This is a genomic window from Bacillus sp. FSL R7-0166 (assembly GCF_038008935.1).
In the GTDB taxonomy this organism is placed as follows: Bacteria; Bacillota; Bacilli; order Bacillales; family Bacillaceae; genus Bacillus; species Bacillus altitudinis.
The window spans coordinates 1318927-1337038 of record NZ_JBBPAC010000001.1; the positions used below are offsets into that span (position 1 = coordinate 1318927).

General features: G+C 40.0%; 16 protein-coding genes. 11 read left to right on the forward strand and 5 right to left on the reverse strand.

From position 1 onward, the window contains the following. Positions 1-92 precede the first annotated feature (92 nt). The 5 genes from NST01_RS06745 to NST01_RS06765 all read left to right on the forward strand — a co-directional run bounded on the left by NST01_RS06745 (position 93) and on the right by NST01_RS06765 (position 5269). The gene (locus tag NST01_RS06745) at positions 93-335 is read left to right on the forward strand and encodes a transcriptional regulator SplA domain-containing protein (protein ID WP_034646394.1); all 243 of its coding nucleotides are present in this window, start codon (positions 93-95) and stop codon (positions 333-335) included. 80 nt (positions 336-415) lie between these two features. Further along, the gene (splB, locus tag NST01_RS06750) at positions 416-1444 is read left to right on the forward strand and encodes a spore photoproduct lyase (protein WP_007498710.1); all 1029 of its coding nucleotides are present in this window, start codon (positions 416-418) and stop codon (positions 1442-1444) included. 115 nt (positions 1445-1559) lie between these two features. Beyond that, a complete protein-coding gene (locus NST01_RS06755) occupies positions 1560-3521 on the forward strand; it encodes a methyl-accepting chemotaxis protein (RefSeq protein ID WP_008348053.1) in 1962 nt (653 codons plus the stop codon). Positions 3522-3597: 76 nt separating this feature from the next. Further along, on the forward strand, positions 3598-4383 hold the full coding sequence (locus NST01_RS06760; RefSeq protein WP_007498705.1) for an SDR family oxidoreductase: 786 nt from the start codon (positions 3598-3600) through the stop codon (positions 4381-4383). Between the two features lie 13 nt (positions 4384-4396). After that, positions 4397-5269, forward strand: a complete 873-nt coding sequence (locus NST01_RS06765; protein ID WP_008348050.1) for an NAD(P)-dependent oxidoreductase — start codon at positions 4397-4399, stop codon at positions 5267-5269. A gap of 114 nt (positions 5270-5383) precedes the next feature. Here NST01_RS06765 and NST01_RS06770 read toward each other — a convergent pair whose 3' ends face one another. After that, positions 5384-6181, reverse strand: a complete 798-nt coding sequence (locus NST01_RS06770) for a CAP domain-containing protein (protein WP_048003071.1) — start codon at positions 6179-6181, stop codon at positions 5384-5386. A gap of 336 nt (positions 6182-6517) precedes the next feature. On the opposite strand from NST01_RS06770, the gene NST01_RS06775 reads away from it, so the two are divergent. After that, on the forward strand, positions 6518-8644 hold the full coding sequence (locus tag NST01_RS06775; RefSeq protein WP_046343408.1) for a peptidoglycan D,D-transpeptidase FtsI family protein: 2127 nt from the start codon (positions 6518-6520) through the stop codon (positions 8642-8644). Positions 8645-8800: 156 nt separating this feature from the next. Further along, entirely contained in the window at positions 8801-10627 is a 1827-nt protein-coding gene (locus NST01_RS06780) for a PAS domain-containing sensor histidine kinase (RefSeq protein WP_048003500.1), read from the forward strand. Positions 10628-10652: 25 nt separating this feature from the next. On the opposite strand, the gene NST01_RS06785 is transcribed toward NST01_RS06780, so the two are convergent. Further along, complete coding sequence (locus NST01_RS06785) at positions 10653-11825, reverse strand: aminotransferase A (RefSeq protein ID WP_017359429.1); 1173 nt, start codon at positions 11823-11825, stop codon at positions 10653-10655. 294 nt (positions 11826-12119) lie between these two features. Between NST01_RS06785 and NST01_RS06790 the strand changes: the two genes are divergently transcribed. Further along, on the forward strand, positions 12120-13004 hold the full coding sequence (locus NST01_RS06790) for a cation diffusion facilitator family transporter (protein WP_017359428.1): 885 nt from the start codon (positions 12120-12122) through the stop codon (positions 13002-13004). Positions 13005-13068: 64 nt separating this feature from the next. Here the strand turns inward: NST01_RS06790 and NST01_RS06795 are convergent, their stop codons facing one another. Further along, positions 13069-13221: a hypothetical protein gene (locus NST01_RS06795; protein WP_017367142.1), complete on the reverse strand. Its 153-nt coding sequence runs from the start codon at positions 13219-13221 to the stop codon at positions 13069-13071. 300 nt (positions 13222-13521) lie between these two features. Here NST01_RS06795 and NST01_RS06800 point away from each other — a divergent pair, with 300 nt between their 5' ends. From NST01_RS06800 to NST01_RS06810, 3 genes are all read left to right on the forward strand, one after another. Beyond that, positions 13522-14061 carry an RDD family protein gene (locus tag NST01_RS06800; protein WP_007498690.1) on the forward strand — a complete coding sequence of 180 codons (540 nt, stop codon included), beginning with the start codon at positions 13522-13524 and terminating at the stop codon, positions 14059-14061. Between the two features lie 125 nt (positions 14062-14186). Then, the gene (locus tag NST01_RS06805; protein ID WP_186365670.1) at positions 14187-15497 is read left to right on the forward strand and encodes an MFS transporter; all 1311 of its coding nucleotides are present in this window, start codon (positions 14187-14189) and stop codon (positions 15495-15497) included. A 73-nt stretch (positions 15498-15570) separates the two neighbouring features. Continuing rightward, positions 15571-16479: a chemotaxis protein gene (locus NST01_RS06810; protein ID WP_212356430.1), complete on the forward strand. Its 909-nt coding sequence runs from the start codon at positions 15571-15573 to the stop codon at positions 16477-16479. A gap of 34 nt (positions 16480-16513) precedes the next feature. Here the strand turns inward: NST01_RS06810 and NST01_RS06815 are convergent, their stop codons facing one another. After that, the gene (locus tag NST01_RS06815) at positions 16514-16975 is read right to left on the reverse strand and encodes a YkyB family protein (RefSeq protein WP_007498684.1); all 462 of its coding nucleotides are present in this window, start codon (positions 16973-16975) and stop codon (positions 16514-16516) included. Between the two features lie 219 nt (positions 16976-17194). Continuing rightward, positions 17195-18091 (reverse strand): AraC family transcriptional regulator, encoded by an 897-nt coding sequence (locus NST01_RS06820; protein WP_048003068.1) that lies wholly within the window; start codon positions 18089-18091, stop codon positions 17195-17197. Positions 18092-18112 lie beyond the last annotated feature (21 nt).

Below are 18112 nucleotides of genomic sequence, written 5' to 3' on the forward strand. Positions count from 1 at the left end.
TAAACCAGACAGGTCAAACTGTCTGGTTTTTTTGTCGAATTTTATCATAATCAGTCATATCGCTTGCAGAGAAGGGCATCCTAACATAAAAAATGGAGGTGACCAGTTTGTCTTTCTCTAACTATAAGCCAGGTGATCAAGTATATGTCATTTATCGAAATCCACATGCAGCCAATGTCGCACAAATTAAAGAAGCGGAAATCGTTTCACACCCTTACAATGAACAAGAGCTTGCGCTATTTCTACTTGAAACATATCACCCATTAGCCCCTGATGATGCCGTATTTCCAACATACGAAGAAGCAGAAGCTCTTTATCAAGATCTGTTTGAATAAGGGAGATTTTAGAAAGAATAGAAGCCATCCTGAGAGGTTAAAGTAACGGTATGAACCTATAAGGTAAGGATGTGCTAAATATGATCAAACCGTTCGTTCCTCAGCTTGTGTATATTGAACCTCGGGCGCTAGAGTACCCATTAGGACAAGAGCTGAAAGAAAAATTTGAAGGTATGGGAATTGAAATTAGAGAAACAACCTCACACAACCAAGTGAGAAATATTCCGGGGAAAAATGATTTACAAAAGTACCGTAATGCAAAATCGACGCTCGTTATCGGCGTGAGAAAAACCTTGAAATTTGATACATCTAAACCATCTGCAGAGTATGCCATTCCGTTTGCGACAGGATGCATGGGGCATTGCCATTATTGCTACCTGCAAACGACGATGGGGAGTAAGCCGTACATTCGCACATATGTCAATGTAGAAGAGATCTTAGATCAGGCTGAACAGTACATGAACGAGCGTGCACCTGATATCACGCGATTTGAAGCTTCGTGTACATCTGATATCGTAGGAATTGACCATTTGACTCACACACTCAAACGAGCGATTGAATACTTTGGTCAAACCGATCTTGGCAAACTACGCTTTGTTACGAAATTTCATCATGTAGACCATTTGTTAGACGCAAAACACAATGGGCGAACAAGATTCCGCTTTAGTATCAATGCCGATTATGTCATTAAATATTTCGAACCTGGAACATCACCACTCGATCAGCGGATTGAAGCGGCTGTAAAGGTAGCAAAAGCAGGCTATCCACTGGGCTTTATTATTGCCCCTATTTACATTCATGAAGGGTGGCAAGAGGGCTATAAAGTCCTATTTGAAAAACTTGATGCAGCTCTCCCTGAAGAAGTGAGACAAGATATCACCTTTGAAATGATTCAGCACCGTTTTACAAAACCGGCGAAGCGTGTCATCCAAAAAAACTATCCAAAAACAAAACTAGAACTAGATGAAGAAAAGAGAAGATATAAGTGGGGTAGATATGGAATTGGAAAATATATCTATCAAAAAGATGAAGAACAAGAACTTAGACAGACATTAGAATCATATATCGAACAGTACTTTCCGTCTGCAAAAATTGAATATTTTACTTAAAACAAGTCATTATGGCTTGTTTTTTCTATTTAAATTTTCTTACAACTATTGAATGCGGTACCAATTTTGCCGATATACACATTAAGATGCGAAAGTAGGATGTAGGGGTGATGAGATGTTTAAGAAACTTCAAGTGAGAATAGCTGTTTTCATCTCAGTTATTTTAATTTTAACCGTTGTCGCAGTTCAAGTGGGTTCCAATTTAGTATTAAGACCACTGATTGAACGAGATGCGAAAACAACGACATCAGCAACGGCAGAAAGCATGAGAGACATCATAGCACTAAAGCTTGAGAATTACGGTGATACGATTAACCAATTGGCAACAAGTACACTTACTGAAGAATTTGCACAGAAACAAACAAAGCAGACATTGGCATTTGAAAACGATGAATTAAAAGGATTGCAGGAGCAGGATGAACTCATCTCGCTTGCCTATATAGGAACAAGTGATGGTAAAATGTTTGCTTTCCCGGAGTCCGATTTTGGTGAAGGGTATGATCCGTCTAAACGAGACTGGTATATTCAAGCGGCTGAAAAGCCTGACGAAGTCCTATGGACAGATCCGTACATTGATAAAGCAACAAGTGAAATGGTCGTTTCAGCCACGAAGGCGATCGTACGAAATGGGAAAGTAGTCGGTGTCGCTGGACTTGACTTGAAACTGGCTTCCATTCAGTCCTTTATAAATGAACAAAAGATTCCTTACATGGGAACGGCTTTCTTAGTTGACGGCACAGGGACCATTTTGGCACATCCAACAGAGCAAGGAAAAAATATCTCAAAAGTCGCTTCTGTGAAAAAAGCGATCGATAACTCGGGTATTGATAATGACAAACAGCTGACCGTCATCTCAAAAATTAAAGAGGCAAACTGGACGATCGGTGTGAGCTTCGAGAAAAAGAAACTTCTTTGGATCACTGAACAAATGAATCAGACAAGTATCATTATTTCTGTCATTGCCATTATACTTGCCATGATTCTAAGCTACTTATTGGCTAGAAGCATTACAACACCAATTAAACGCCTCATCGAGCATGTTCGTAAAGTGTCTGAAGGCGATTTAACCAGCTCGCTTGAGTCGAAGTCTCAGGATGAGATAGGTTTCCTGACGAAAAGCTTTAATCAAATGACTGAAGGTATCAGGGACTTAATTGAAAAAGTGAAAGAGTCTTCAGATCAGGTTGTGAAATCAACGGATGAAGTGACCCAAATTTCAAACGAGACATTGCTGTCTAGTGAACAGATTGCAACGGCTATTCAAGAGGTCGCTGTAGGAGCGACGAAACAAGCATCAGAAGCGGAAACCATTAATGAAAAATCAGAGCATTTGTATGAAAAAGTTCGTCATATGGGTGAGCTTGCCACGCAAATGCAAACCAATTCAAAATCATCGGAAGATGCAAGCTATAGAGGACTTGATGCTCTTGGTCTGCTCGTCCAAAAATCAACACAAGCGAATGAAGAATCGAAGAAGGTAGAGCAAATGCTGCTTGACCTTGAGCATAAAACAAAAAATATTGAAAACGTCGTAACAGCGATTTCTGAAATCTCAGATCAAACGAATTTACTCGCACTGAATGCAAGTATTGAAGCAGCGAGAGCAGGAGAAAGCGGAAGAGGATTTGCTGTTGTTGCAGAAGAAGTCAGAAAGCTGGCTGAACAATCTGCGGAATCAACGAAACATATTAGTGAAACCGTAAAACTCATTCAAGATGAATCGAAAAAGGCAGCTGAAGCGATGACAGCAGCAAGCAAAATGAATGAAGAACAAGGTGATGCCATCAATTCAACAGGAGAGGCACTCAGCAGTATCACAATGGAAATGCAGGCACTTGTCGGCTCCATTGACAGCATTCATACACAAATCAATGAAATGACTGAAGAACAGCAGAAAATGAATGATTCCATTCAAAGTATTGCGGCCATTTCACAAGAATCCGCCGCTTCAGCTGAGGAAGTACATGCTTCCACAGACGAACAAGTACAAGCTTTAGAAAGAACGAAAACATCAACAGAAATGTTGAACGAATCAAGTCAGGCACTGCGTCAGGCAGTCAATCGGTTTAAACTATAATCTTGCAGAAAAGAACCTTGCCATGTGAGCAAGGTTCTTTTTGTATGATAAAATATGAACAGAGGAGGGTGCCAACATGCATGTTAATCTATCTGGCAAAAAAGCATTGGTCGCAGCAAGCAGTCAAGGTATCGGTAAAGCCATTGCCTTTCATCTTGCAAAAGAGGGAGCAGATGTGATGCTCTCGGGAAGACATGAGCAAACGCTGCAAGAAGCGGTCAAAGAATTATCCCCGCTTGTAAAAGGGAAGCTGACGTATCAAGTATGTGATGTATCTGACGCCGAGCAAATTAAAGCGCTTGTCGTCGCAGCAGCAGGTGATGAAAAACGTCTTGATATACTCGTGAACAATACAGGCGGTCCTCAAACAGGAACACTTGAAACCTTAACAGATGAAGATTGGATGGAATCATTTCAGCTTCATTTACTCAGCTATATTCGGTTATTAAAAGAAGCCTTGCCGTATTTAAAAAAACAAGGTGCACGCGTGTTAAATATTGCATCTATGTCGGTCAAAGAACCGATCCCAGGCTTGATGCTGTCGAATACATTTAGACCGGCCATTACCGGCTGGACAAAAACAGCTGCTCAGGAGCTTGCCAAAGATGGCATTTTGATCAATACCTTAGCCCCTGGGAAAATTGAAACAGAGCGCGTGAAACAGTTAGACAAACACCGTGCACAAGAGGAGCAACAATCGGTTGAAGAGATCAAAGCACAAGCTGAACGTATGATTCCGCTGGGCCGTTACGGGCAGCCAGAGGAATTTGCAGCATATGCGGCTTTTCTTTTATCTGAAGCCAATACATATATGACAGGTCAAACCCTCATCATTGATGGTGGATTGACAAAGTCTCTATAAGGAGGAATTCTTGATGGCACAAATCAAAACAGTTGGTTTTATTGGAATCGGTGTAATGGGGCGTAGTATGGCAGGGCATTTAATGAATGCTGGCTACGAAGTTCTCGTTTATACAAGAACAAAAGCAAAGGCAGACACATTGATTCAAAAAGGTGCTCTTTGGAAATCGACCGTAAAGGAGATCGCAAAGGAGGCAGATGCCGTCATCACAATGGTCGGGTATCCATCAGATGTAGAAGAAGTCTATTTAGGAGAAGATGGACTCGTGGCACATGCTGCGCCTGGTACACACCTCATTGATATGACCACATCGAAACCTCAGCTGGCAAAAGAAATTGAAGCGAAAGCGAAGGAAAAAGGACTATTTGCATTAGATGCGCCGGTCTCTGGCGGAGACGTTGGAGCCCAAAATGGCACGCTGGCCATTATGATTGGTGGAGAAAAAGCAGCCTATGAAGCGTGCCTGCCGCTATTTCAGCAAATGGGAGAAAATATACAATATCAAGGACCTGCAGGAAGTGGTCAGCATACAAAAATGTGTAACCAAATCGCTATCGCAGCAGGGATGGTAGGTGTGGCAGAGGCAATGGCTTATGCGGAAAAATCAGGACTTGATCCAGAGCAGGTACTTAAAAGCATCACAACAGGAGCAGCTGGCAGTTGGTCTTTGTCAAACCTTGCACCAAGAATGCTGAAAGGTGATTTCGAGCCAGGATTTTATGTGAAGCATTTTATTAAGGATATGGGCATTGCACTTGAAGAAGCAGAGCTGATGGGAGAAGAGATGCCAGGCCTTTCACTAGCGAAGTCATTATATGAAAAGCTCAGTGAACAGGGCGAAGAAAACAGCGGAACACAAAGCATCTATAAATTATGGGTGAAATAAAAAAACTGCCCCGCCTAGGTGGAACAGTTTGTAGCGTGTAAACAAGCCCTCACATGGCTGAAAAAAGAAAACAAACTAAAAACCTGTCCCGAAAAGAGACAGGTTTTTTTGATCTTATTTTCCGATGAATTGCTGCGTCCAGTAGTTACCAGATTTCACATAACCTACACCGATATGTGTATAGTTTTTGTTTAAAATGTTCGCTCTGTGACCTTCACTGTTCATCCAAGCTGTTACTACTTCTTGAGGTGATCTTTGACCTTGAGCAATGTTTTCACCTGCTGTTTTGTACGTGATACCAAATTGCTTCATTTGATCAAATGGAGATCCGTAAGTTGGGCTTGTATGAGAGAAATAGTTTTTATCTTTCATATCTTGTGATTTAGCGCGAGCAGATTTGCTTAATTTAGAATCAACAGAAAGAGCTTTTAAGCCTTGTTTTGCACGCTCTTTATTTGTCAGTTCAACCACTTCTTGTTCAAATGCATTTAAGCTGCTGTCTGCTTTTGTTGCAGTTGTGTCTTTTTGATCAGATTTTGAGCTGTTGTTCGTTGTGTTTTGTTTTGCTGGTGTGCTTGGTTTAGAAGCAGCTGGTTTTTTCACTGATTCTTGTTTTTGCTCATTTTTTGCTTTATTAACTTCTTTCACCACTTTTGTACCAGTAACAGGTTGACCACTTTTGATCAGCTTGTTTAATAGAGCTTCGATCTCTTTTTGATTTGAAGTGCTTAGCTTGTTTACATCTGAAGAGATATGTAATTTTGCAGCTAATGTATGAAGATCAATGGCTTGATGCTGTACGTTTATGACTTGTTTCAGGTTAAGCTCTTTCGCATCAGCTGAATGCCCTCCAGTGAACGTGATCAATGCAGCAGCTGTCAGCGCTGAAAAAATGAATGATTTCTTTTTCATTTTGTAACTCCTCCTAAAATCTTTGTTTTGTTTTCTCACAGAAAATCATAACATGGACTTTTTGTTATAAACGTACCAGCATCCTCCATTGACAACGCCCGTTTGTCATTTTTGTTAAAGTCATAGAAAGAGTCTCTTCATATCAATGAATGGAGAATCTTTCTATTTAAAGAAAACGACATAAACATACCAATATTTTAAAGTGTTAGTATATTTTTTTGCAGAATAGGGATTGACAGCTTTTTTTCACTTGTTTCGCTGTAACAACTATTACAAAAGTGTTACAATAATGAGTGGTAATTGTAAAAGATTGAAAGGATGAGAGGAGCTACATAAGTGGGAGAGAAACAGCATCAAGGTGCTGCCGAGCAGAAAAAAATGAAGCGCCGGAACGCCTGGAGAATTAATCTCTTTTTCTTCGCTGTATTTAGTTTATTTGCTGGACTTGTCATCAAGCTCGGTGTGCTGCAAATCGTCAATGGTGAGGATTATAAAAAGCAAGCCAACCGAACTGAGGTCAAAACAGCATCATACCCGTCTCCAAGAGGAAAAATGTATGACGCGAGAGGAAGAGTCGTTGTTGATAACGAAAGTGTACCTGCCATCGTTTATACATCAGAAAGCGGTGTGAAAGCGGAGGATAAGATTAAAGTAGCAAGAAAACTTGCGACTTATATAAAAATGGATACAGATTTTTTGAGAGAGCGTGACATTCGAGATTTTTGGCTGGCAAGCCATCCGAAAGAAGCGGATAAGCTCATTTCAAAAGCAGAGCAAAAGAATCTTAAAGCAAAAGATGTCTATCCTCTTCAAGTAGAGCGTGTGCCTAAGAAAGAAGTCAAGGCGATCGAAAAAGATGCAGAGGAAAAAGCAGTTGCAGCGATCTATCGCAGGTTTACAGGCGGATATGCCTTTGAACCTCAAATCGTGAAAGCGATGGACCCGAACGAAGAGAAAAAAGGGGACGAAAAAGTTGCGCTGCTTGATGAAACAAAAGAATCAAAACAGACATCATCCGTAAGTTTGACATACGAAGAGATCTCACTTGTATCAGAGCATCTTGATGAACTGCCTGGTGTAAATGTCATCAATGACTGGACAAGGAAATATCCGTATGAAAAAACCCTCTATAATGTCCTTGGCGGTGTCACCACCCCAGAGCAAGGCATTATAAAAGAGCGTGAAGATTACTATATGGCAAGAGGTTACTCGCGAAATGACCGAGTAGGAAAAAGTTATTTAGAATATCAATATGAGGATTTTCTCAATCCAGAAAAAGCAACTGTTCAATATACACAGGTCGGCGGCAAACTGCTTGATGAAATCAAGCGGACAGAAGGTCGAAGAGGACTTGACCTTGCACTCACATTTGATATGGAGCTGCAAAAGGAAGTCGACAAAATCGTTGAATCAGAGCTAAGATCCGCTAGTGCAAGAAACTATATGATGGACCGTGCCTTTGTTGTGATGATGGACCCTAACACAGGTGATGTTCTCGCGATGTCAGGGAAGAAAATGGACGGCAGGGACGTCACAGATTATGCGATCGGAACATTTACGACACAGTATGAAATGGGCTCTGTTGTCAAAGGAGCTACTGTCCTCTCTGGTTATCAAGATGGCATGTCACACAATCAATCCTATTTGGATACACCGCTGTATTTTGCGGGAAGTGGAGGAAAGCCTAAACAGTCTTACAAAGTTCTTGGATGGGTTAACGACCTTCAGGCACTCCAAAAAAGTTCCAACGTTTACATGTTCCAAGTGGCGATGAGAATGGCAGGGATCACCTATCAAAAAGATGGCCCGTTACGGGCAAGACCTGAACACTTACAAAAAATGAGAAACTACTATGCGCAATTCGGTCTTGGCGTGAAAACAGGCATCGACTTGCCGCAGGAATCAAGCGGAATGCAGACGCATCCTCAGACAGTCGGCGGACTCTTGCTTGATGAAGCGATTGGTCAGTATGACACGTATACACCACTTCAAGTCGCACAATACATGTCGACCATCGCAAATGGAGGTAACCGTATTCAGCCAAGAGTGGTGAAAAGTGTTCACTTTCCAACGAATAAGGAAGAAGTAGGTCCTGTTGTGAAGAAATATGAGCCGAAGGTGCTAAACACCATTAACAACTCGAAAGCAGATATCGACCGCGTCAAAATGGGACTAAAAATGGTCACATCAACAGGCGGGACTGCCGCTGGCCGGTTCGGTCAGCATGATGTCGCAGGGAAAACGGGTACAGCCCAAACCTTCTACTATGGTGCCAACCGGAGCTGGTGGGGGAATGCCACGTACAACTTAACCTTTGGAGGATATTATCCTTCTTCCAATCCGAAAGTGGCATTTAGTGTCGTCACACCGTATGTATCAGATAAAGATCCTGTCATTAAAACCATTCCAAGTAAAATTGTTGATAAGTACGTTGAATTACAAAAGAAATATGAAAAGCAATAAACAGCAGGGAGCACAGCAAGAGAAAGTGCTCCCTTTTTGCTGAAAATATGGACGTTTCACACGAGATTGGGAGGAAAATACGGTTTTTCTAGCGAATCCTTTTTATACATCAAACTAAGGACAGCCCTAAAAAAATTAAAGGAGGGTCGGACGACGATGGAACAAAAAATGAAAGATTCGAATCAGCTGTACTCGAATATTGATTTACATGCCGTTCTTTCTTCTAATGGCCGCTTTCTCTACATTTCTTCCAATTGTAAGCAGCTTTTGCTCTATGAACAAAAGGATTTACTAGGGTGTTTTTTGAAAGACTTTGTTCATACCGAAGATCAATTTCTCGTCGAAAGTTATTTCTATAATCAGCATATGCTAGAGATTTGCCACTTTAGACTGCTTAGAAGTGATCTTACAGCTGTATGGGTAGAAGCAAGCATTGATTTTGTTGCTTGTGATGGGTTAGACAACGATTTAAGTAGAGAAATGATCCTGAAAATGAGGGTAATGAATACAGAGCCTCAAAAAGCAGCATTTCAACCAACAGAAGTGTCAGAACAGTCGTTAGGCAGTCTACCGGCTTTCCAAGATGTCAGTGAAGCTGAAAATCTGATTGCCATGCTGCCAAATCCGTTATGTATTACGGCGCTTGGGAAAATTGTGTACGCCAACGATGCGATGCTGCAATTAATGGGTGTATGTACAAAAGATGAAATGATCGGCAAGTCTGCGTTTGATTTTATTGCCGAGGAGTACCATGACATTGTGAGAAGCCGAATCAACAGACTGCAGCAAGGCCTTCCAGTCGGAATGATTGAACAAATATGGAAAAGGAAAGACGGGAGCATGATTCATATTGAAGTGAAGTCATCTCCGGCAATTTATCAAAATCAACGGGCAGAACTTTTACTATTAGTGGACATCTCTTCCCGTAAAAAATTTCAAACCGTTCTTCAAAAAAGTAGAGAGCGGTATCAGCTGCTTATCCAAAATTCCATTGATACCATCGCCGTCATCCACGATCATAAATGGGTATTTATGAATGAATCAGGTATTAAATTATTTGAAGCCGAACATTACGATAAATTAATCGGAAAAGATATCTTTCATCAAATCCATTCATGTGATCAGCAAAAAGTCAAAAAGAGCATATCACGTATTATCGAAAGAGCATCAGATTCTGAGATTGTGACGATGAGCTGCCATACGTTTAAACACCGGTTGATTTATACAGAAATGGTTTGTATCCCTACCACATTTTTTGGTGAAACAGCCGTTCAAATTATTTTAAGAGATATATCTGAACGAAAACAAACAGAAGAACTCATGCTGCGCTCTGAAAAATTATCAATCGCAGGTCAATTGGCAGCAGGCATTGCACATGAAATAAGGAATCCACTGACGGCGATTAAGGGCTTTTTACAGCTCATTAAACCAAAAACAAAAGACCGTGATCAATATTTTGAAATTGTCTTCTCTGAGCTGAGCCGGATTGAAATCATCTTAAGTGAGCTACTAATGCTTGCGAAGCCGCAGCAAACAGCATCCATGCAGACGCTTGATTTGAAAAAAATCATTAGCGAAGTCACCGCTCTGCTAGAAACACAGGCCAACTTAAATGGAATTTTGATGAACACAAGTGATATTGAGGAGGATCTCCTGATGAATGGGGATCAAAACCAGCTGAAGCAGGTGTTTATCAATTTAATCAAAAATGCCGTCGAATCCATGCCGGACGGAGGGAAGGTAGACATTACCGCCAAAGCCGAAAAAGAAGGGATACTTGTCACGATTAGAGATGAAGGAATTGGTATTCCTGAATCGGTCATGAAGCGGATCGGCGAACCTTTTTTAACGACAAAAGAAAAGGGAACAGGGCTTGGGCTCATGGTGACATTTAATATTTTAGAAAATCACAACGGAACCATCCGGGTAGATAGCCATCCAGAGAAAGGGACTGTGTTTCACATCATGTTTCCCGCAAAATAAAAACAACGGCAAGAGAGCCGTTGTTTCATCCGTCTATTGATTGTATGGAACGCTTTTCAAGTACAAATTGTTCGAGACGGTCAAGTCCTTCTTTTAACGTTTCAAGTGAATATGCATAGGAAAGGCGCACATATCCTTCTCCGAGTGAAGAGAAAGCAGAACCAGGTACGACCGCAAGTTTTGTACTTTCTAACAACTCCATGCAAAAATCAAATGAACTCATCCCAAACGATTCAATGGAAGGGAAAATATAAAAAGCGCCGGAAGGTTTAATGACCGGAAGCCCCATAGAAATGAGTCGATCATATACATAGTCGAGTCTTTTCTTATATTGCTCTCTCATAATTAGTGCATCATCCACACCGTTTGTCACTGCTTCAAGTGCCGCCTTTTGTGAGATAGCCGAGGCACAAGACACGTTATATTGATGTACTTTTAATACATGTTTAGCAATAGGAGCGGAAGCAAATAAAAAGCCGATTCTCCATCCGGTCATGCTATGAGATTTTGACAGTCCATTGATGACAATCGTCTGTTCCTTTAAGAAAGAAGCAATGGAATGATGTGGACGATCAAATGTCAGCTCACTATAAATTTCATCAGATAGAATAAAAATATCCTTTCCTTCAAGAAGCTGTGCAATTTCTTTCAATTCTTCTTCTAATAGCGTGACCCCAGTTGGATTTGAAGGGTATGGAAGGACAACACACTTTGTCTTTTCCGTTAATGCATCTTCAATCAGCTTGGCGTTTAATTTAAAACCGGCATTTGTTGTGTCAATATGCACGGGCACCGCACCGCACATCCGAATGATCGGTTCATAGCCAGGGTACACAGGGCCGGGCAGGATGACCTCATCGCCTTCAGTCAAAATGGTTCGAAACGCAGCATCAATTGCTTGACTCGCACCTGTTGTCACAATGATTTCTGTCTCTGCATCATAATCAAGATGGACTTTCTTTTTGATGTACTGCTGGATCGCTTGTCTTAGCTCTAAAAATCCAGCATTATGAGTATACGAGGTGAAATTCTCGTCAATGGCTGTTTTGGCAGCTGTTTTGACATGATGCGGCGTATAAAAATCGGGCTGACCTATGGTCAATGAAACGACATCCTCATATGAAGATACGAGATTTGAAAATGTTCGAATGCCTGAAATTTCAATATCCTTTACTCTTGGATTCAGCAAATGCTCCATTTCTCATCACCTTAAAAATTTATGTTTTTATCCTATTTTACCATTCACTGCATAAATGTCACCTGCGGAAAGGCTTCGGATATCGTTATATGTAGTCTATTCTCCTATCCATCACAGCATGAGTGATATATGAAGAAAGAGCAACATTTATTATAGCGTAACCTGCTCGGAAAATACAGCGCTGCTTAAGATGATTAGAATAAGGCAAAACGGTATAAACTGAAAGAACGAGAGAATCAAGTCATGGGAATTGCTTTCACAGGCATACGATCTCCAGAAGGAGGACGATAATAGATGGATCAATCAGCAAAGACATCGAAAATAGCCTTTTTATCCGTCATGAGTAATACGTTTGTTGTGGTCCTTAAAATCATTGTAGGGGTGTTAACTGGATCTGTTGCGGTTTTATCAGAAGCCATTCACTCTTTTCTCGATTTAATGGCCTCTTTTATTGCATTTATCTCTGTTCGTATTTCAAGAAAGCCGGCAGATTCAAAACATCCTTATGGACATGGAAAAGTTGAGAATATTTCTGGAACGATTGAAACTTTGTTAATTTTTGTTGCTGGGATTTGGATCATTTATGAGTGTGTTCATAAATTAATGCATCCTGAGCCTGTTAAACTGCCGGTACTTGGTATTGTGGTCATGCTGATCGGGGCACTTATCAATTTTGTTGTGTCGAGAGTTGTGAACAAGGAGGCAGAGCGAGTACATTCTGTTGCCATGAAATCGAATGCACTGCATCTTTTAACAGATGTGTTTACGTCACTAGGGGTTGCCATTAGTTTATTGCTTGTTGCATTAACGGACTGGTATTTCCTCGATCCGATTATTGGAATGGTGCTAGCGCTCTATATTATGCGTGAAGCGTTTAAACTCATGAAGGAAGCCTTCCCGCCGCTTGTCGACGCCCGGTTAACCCCGGAAGAAGAACAAGCGATAGAGGCCATCATTCAAACATTCAGTCAAGAGTTTATCGAATATCATGACTTTCGAACAAGACGATCTGGTGCTGAAGAATATATTGACTTCCATTTGATTGTTCATGGAAAAACAACCATTGAAGATGTTCACCAATTATGTGATCGAATTGAAGAGAACATTCAGCAGGCGTTTCCGCATGCACAAATCTTTATTCATGTAGAACCTGAAAGTGAAAGAAGCACACAAACGTAAAAAGGCGATACCACCTCTTTAAAGGTTGTATCGCCTTTTTTTACGCTTCATCTATGAAATGAAATCAATATCCATAAGCAGTATCGTAATCTTCATACCAAGAGATATAAGCAGCATCTTCATTTGATAAACCATGTTTCATATCTAAAAAATCAGCTTCGCAAATATCTTCAATCACAGTCATTTCGTTGTTCTTTAATAGTACGACAGTTCCCATCATGAACACCTTTCTTTAAAAAATCCTTGACTATTGTACCATGTGAAACGTGATTGTCAACAGAAGAATCGAAATGAGAGGAAAATATCACAAAATGTTAAAAAATCAGGCGTTGAAAGAACTAGATGTGCCATAATTTTCGTGAATTTTCAGTATTTATTCACATAAATCATCATTTAAAAATGATCTAAAATTCATGTAAAAATGTAAAGCTCCATTGATCTTGCGATATTCATAAGATATAATAACGAATGATTATAAGAAATTTATAGAAAACATACATAATAAAGGAGAAATAGGATGGAAACAAACATGTCAGAAGCACCTATTCAAGAAGAAAAACATCCTGAACTAGCTGGAGTAGGTTATCGTTTTCTTGCTCATCTTTTAGACGGTGTCATTATTAGTGTACCATTTTCAATCATTGTATTTATTCTCGCAACACTCTTTTTTGTCTCAAGCCCTGAGGCGGCATTTTTAATGTATGATGATAGCTATTACTATTCTTCAACGGTGATCACGGATGAAGAATGGGCAGTCATTGTGGGCCTTCTCTTTTTCTATGGCGTAACGACCTTAATCGGTATCGCGGTGACTTGGCTTTATTATGCGATCATGGAATCATCAAAGTTGCAAGGAACTCTTGGCAAGATGGCTCTTGGCATCAAAGTGACAAAAGTAACGGGTGGAAAAATAACATTCGGGCGCGCGACAGGCCGCTTTTTTGCAAAAGGCTTTTTGTCTCCAATCTTATTCATTGGCTACATCATTGCGTTTTTCACAGAAAAAAAACAAGCACTTCACGACTTGATTGCAAGTACCATTGTCGTAAAGAAATAATGAAAAGAAGCACCTCTGCTAAATAGTAAGGGGTGCTTTTTGTATAGATTGCTTGTATGGAAGAGGGAAACGTCACATAAAGTAGAATGATAGTGAAAATAAAAGCAGAGAAGGGAGTCAATCTATTGAAAAGAGGGAAAATGACCGTTCAGAAAAAAGGGGCAAGCTTCGGGCTCTTTTTCACAGCACCTGTTTTGGCCTGGGCATTGTATGATTTTGCAAATACGATATTTTCATCGAATATGATCACCATTTTCTTCCCATTTTACTTGCAGGAGACGATAGGCGACAGTGCGAGGATGGATCAAATCGCCAGTACATTTATTTCTTATGCGAACGCACTTGCAAGCTTTTTCCTCGTCATTTTTACGCCTTTATATGGTGTGCTGATTGATCGTACAGGGAAAAAGAAGCGGTATATCACGGTGTTTACCCTGATTTGTATTGCCTGTACCTTTATGATGGGGATCTTTGCTGGGATTGATTTCTCAAGCGAATGGTTTGGTCTTCCTGTCTCCTTATTTGTGGTGGTTACCTTGTTCGTCATCGCCAAATTTTTCTATCACTCTAGTCTTGTTTTTTATGACACCATTTTGCCCGATCTTGGGACAAAGGATGAAATCCCCCTCATTTCTGGATTCGGTATTGCTGTCGGCTATTTAGGTACACTTGTCGGCCTTTCTGTTTATTTACTTGTAGGAAATGACCAGTTTCATGAAGCATTTATTCCGACAGCCCTTTTATTCTTTCTCTTTTTTCTGCCCTTTCTCTTTATTATAAAAGATCCTCAACCTCTCCCGCAGCAAGAGAAAAAGGCGTCTTTTTTCAGCGGGTATAAAGAGATTATTCGTACATTTAAAGAGATGAAGCAGTACAAACCGGCCTTTATTTTTATGATCGCTTTCTTTTTTATGAATGATGCGTTGCAGACAGCGATTGCGATGATGGCGGTTTATGCAAAAATTATCATTGGTTTTACGGCAGGTCAATTTATTTTGCTGTATCTTGTGTCCACGATTTCAAGTATCATTGGCTCGTTTCTATTCGGATATGTCACAAAGGCCATCGGGGCAAAGCGCTCGATTACAGTCGTGTATGTCATTTTAATTGTGGCGCTCATTCTAGCTGTGACAGCGACAACTGAATGGGTCTTCTGGGTAGCAGGCAGTCTATTCGGCATTTCACTTGGCGCAAGCTGGGGATCATCACGAATCCTCATTATTGAGCTGACGCCTAAAGAAAAACGAGGACAATTTTTTGGTCTCTTTGCGTTTTCGGGAAAGGTGTCTTCAATCGTCGGTCCCATCATTTATGGCTCCGTCACACTTCTATTTGCAGCACATGGGAATCTCGCAAGCCGTCTTGCATTAGGGTCTTTGCTCATCCTTGCAGCCATAGGACTTGTGATTCATCAATTCGTGCGAGAGAAAGCGTAAAGAAACGTCAACTTTTTACCCATGCTGCCGATATAAAAAGTACAATCTTATATTGAAGAATAGAGGGATTTCCGTGGCTTTAAACAAACAAGAAATTTTACTTGACTCTGGTACTAATGAATTGGAAATTGTGAAGTTTGAAATTGGTTCAAATCAATTCGGCATTAACGTCATGAAAGTAAGAGAAATTATTCAGCCAGTTGAGGTGACAGTTGTACCGCACTCTCACCAAGATGTAGAAGGGATGATTAGTTTACGAGGCGAGATTTTACCAGTCATCAATCTATTTTCCTTTTTTAATGTCGAGTCAGATCAGTCAGAACAAGAGAAATACATTGTGACTGAATTCAACCAACGGAAATTTGTGTTCCATACAGGAACGGTATCACAAATTCACCGCGTCAGCTGGGAAGAGATTGAAAAACCAACTGCACTCAATCAAGGAATGGACCGTCATTTAACAGGGATCATCAAGCTTGACGAGAAAATGATTTTCCTTCCAGATTACGAAAAAATCATCTATGATATTGAATCCGCATCTGGTGTAGACACATATCATATGTTTGACGGTGAGAAAGACGAGAGAAGAACAGGGAAGAAGCTGTATGTTGTTGAAGATTCTCCGCTTCTTATGCGCTTATTAACAAATGAATTAACCGAGGCAGGCTATAAAAACATTGTGACCTTTGAAGATGGAAAACAAGCATATGACCATGTCATGGATCTTGTCAGTAAAGGCATTAGTGTGACAGAAGAAATTGATATGATTATTACAGATATAGAAATGCCAAAAATGGATGGACATCGATTAACAAAACTGCTGAAGGACAATCCTTTAACACAGTCCATTCCAATTCTCATTTTCTCTTCATTAATTACGGAAGATCTGCGTCATAAAGGGGAAACCATCGGTGCAGATGATCAAATTAGTAAACCAGAAATTCATCAGCTGATTGAAAAAGTAGATCATTTTATTATCTAAAGAAAAAACCACTCTCTTTGAGTGGTTTTTCTGTTTAAAAATAACTTTCCCCGAGCCGTTTGAAGACGGGTTTTGTATAATGTGATTTTTGTTTTGTGGCGGCAGGTTTTTCTTTTAAACCGACATACGTTTGAAGTATTTGTTTTGCTCGATTTAATGACATATTCGCTTTCGGATTGCGATATGATTGATTTAAATTTCCTAAGTGTGGCAAAAATTCGAAGTCTTCTTTAGTTGGTGGCAGATGAAAATAATAATCTCCGATTTCAATCAGCACGTCGGACTGTTGTTGACTATATCTGGGATTGTTAGAGAAATGTAGGCCCACTTTTCTTCCTTTACCTTCTTGCAATAGTTTTTGCAGCGCACGTTTTTTCAAAAGATAAAGAAACTTGGGATTTGGTGCGGTTTTAGCATGGCGGTTAACAGTATAAATGGCTTTTGCGATGTTTTCTGCTGTAGGTTCTATGTCTTTAGTATGAGCATAATCGTCCATTTTTTCTCTCCTTTGTCTTTCGTCTTCCTGTGCTTAGTATAAATTATACGTTTTTATTAGTAAATTGCAAATAGACTTATTGTAAAAACCATTAGATTTTCATCACTCTTATTTACAATAGCCATTCATGATGATTCTGAAACGTGAAGAAGAACAATGAATGAATCCTTCTTAGCAAGAGCACCATCATTTATCCGGTATCCTTTCCAACTAGGCGTTTCAGTTGGATGTAAACGATGCCTTTGATTTTCTATATGATAAAGGTGTTGTATTTTTTACTCTTTTAAAAATACTAATAAAATAACTAGTGCTGCTGAAGCCAACTTGGTAGGCGATTTCTGTTATGTTTAAGTCCGTCTTTTGAAGCAAAATGAGGCTTTGTTGAATTCGATATTCATTCACATAATGTATAGGAGATTTCTTTAAAATATCATTGAAATATCTACAGCATTCAGAGCGGCTTAATTGTCCTTCACGAGCGATATCTTGAAGAAGAACCTTTTCATGATAATGTTCATGAATCCAATTCAGCATATGTTTCATACGTTCATTTCTATCGTGCTTACGAGCATCATATGTCAGTTGAAAACGATTTTGTAAAAGGCATTTCCAAATCGTGATGAGCTGTATATTAAGTTCGAGTTCATAATATGCCGGAGTTTGTTCGATTAATCGTTGAATGATTTGTATACCTTGATAGATTTGGTTTGGCCATCCGTCTTTTCGGTTGAATAAAATAAAAGGTGTTTGACTCGCATGCATATATGGATGAACGAACGTGGTGAATAACTCATTGGCTGTGATGAAGTGAGGTGAAACGTTTAAACAAATATAAGTACATGTCGTCCCATTTGCATCCTTTGCCATGTGTAAGCAGCCACTGTTGATGAATACACCATCTCCTTGCTGAATGTTCAATATCTTCTCGTTAATGTGAAACTCAGCCTCTCCCTCCAAAATAAAGACGAATTGAAATTCGTCGTGCCAATGAAGAGGGATATATCCGCTCATATGATCACGAATCTTTGTATGATATAGAGCAATAGGCCATGTGGTGGTTGAATGCTCCGTTAATTCTTTCAGATTGTTGTCAATAAGAAAATGATGATTGTGCATGGTTCTCCTCAATATTCTTTT

Excerpts from the sequence above, each read along its gene's own strand:
- NST01_RS06785 (WP_017359429.1), bottom strand. The coding sequence starts at position 11,825 with ATGGAGCATTTGCTGAATCCAAGAGTAAAGGATATTGAAATTTCAGGC.
- splB (WP_007498710.1), top strand. The coding sequence starts at position 416 with ATGATCAAACCGTTCGTTCCTCAGCTTGTGTATATTGAACCTCGGGCG.
- NST01_RS06765 (WP_008348050.1), top strand. The coding sequence starts at position 4,397 with ATGGCACAAATCAAAACAGTTGGTTTTATTGGAATCGGTGTAATGGGG.
- NST01_RS06815 (WP_007498684.1), bottom strand. The coding sequence starts at position 16,975 with ATGGACGATTATGCTCATACTAAAGACATAGAACCTACAGCAGAAAAC.
- NST01_RS06745 (WP_034646394.1), top strand. The coding sequence starts at position 93 with ATGGAGGTGACCAGTTTGTCTTTCTCTAACTATAAGCCAGGTGATCAA.
- NST01_RS06770 (WP_048003071.1), bottom strand. The coding sequence starts at position 6,181 with ATGAAAAAGAAATCATTCATTTTTTCAGCGCTGACAGCTGCTGCATTG.
- NST01_RS06820 (WP_048003068.1), bottom strand. The coding sequence starts at position 18,091 with ATGCACAATCATCATTTTCTTATTGACAACAATCTGAAAGAATTAACG.
- NST01_RS06790 (WP_017359428.1), top strand. The coding sequence starts at position 12,120 with ATGGATCAATCAGCAAAGACATCGAAAATAGCCTTTTTATCCGTCATG.
- NST01_RS06800 (WP_007498690.1), top strand. The coding sequence starts at position 13,522 with ATGGAAACAAACATGTCAGAAGCACCTATTCAAGAAGAAAAACATCCT.
- NST01_RS06760 (WP_007498705.1), top strand. The coding sequence starts at position 3,598 with ATGCATGTTAATCTATCTGGCAAAAAAGCATTGGTCGCAGCAAGCAGT.
- NST01_RS06780 (WP_048003500.1), top strand. The coding sequence starts at position 8,801 with ATGGAACAAAAAATGAAAGATTCGAATCAGCTGTACTCGAATATTGAT.
- NST01_RS06795 (WP_017367142.1), bottom strand. The coding sequence starts at position 13,221 with ATGGGAACTGTCGTACTATTAAAGAACAACGAAATGACTGTGATTGAA.
- NST01_RS06755 (WP_008348053.1), top strand. The coding sequence starts at position 1,560 with ATGTTTAAGAAACTTCAAGTGAGAATAGCTGTTTTCATCTCAGTTATT.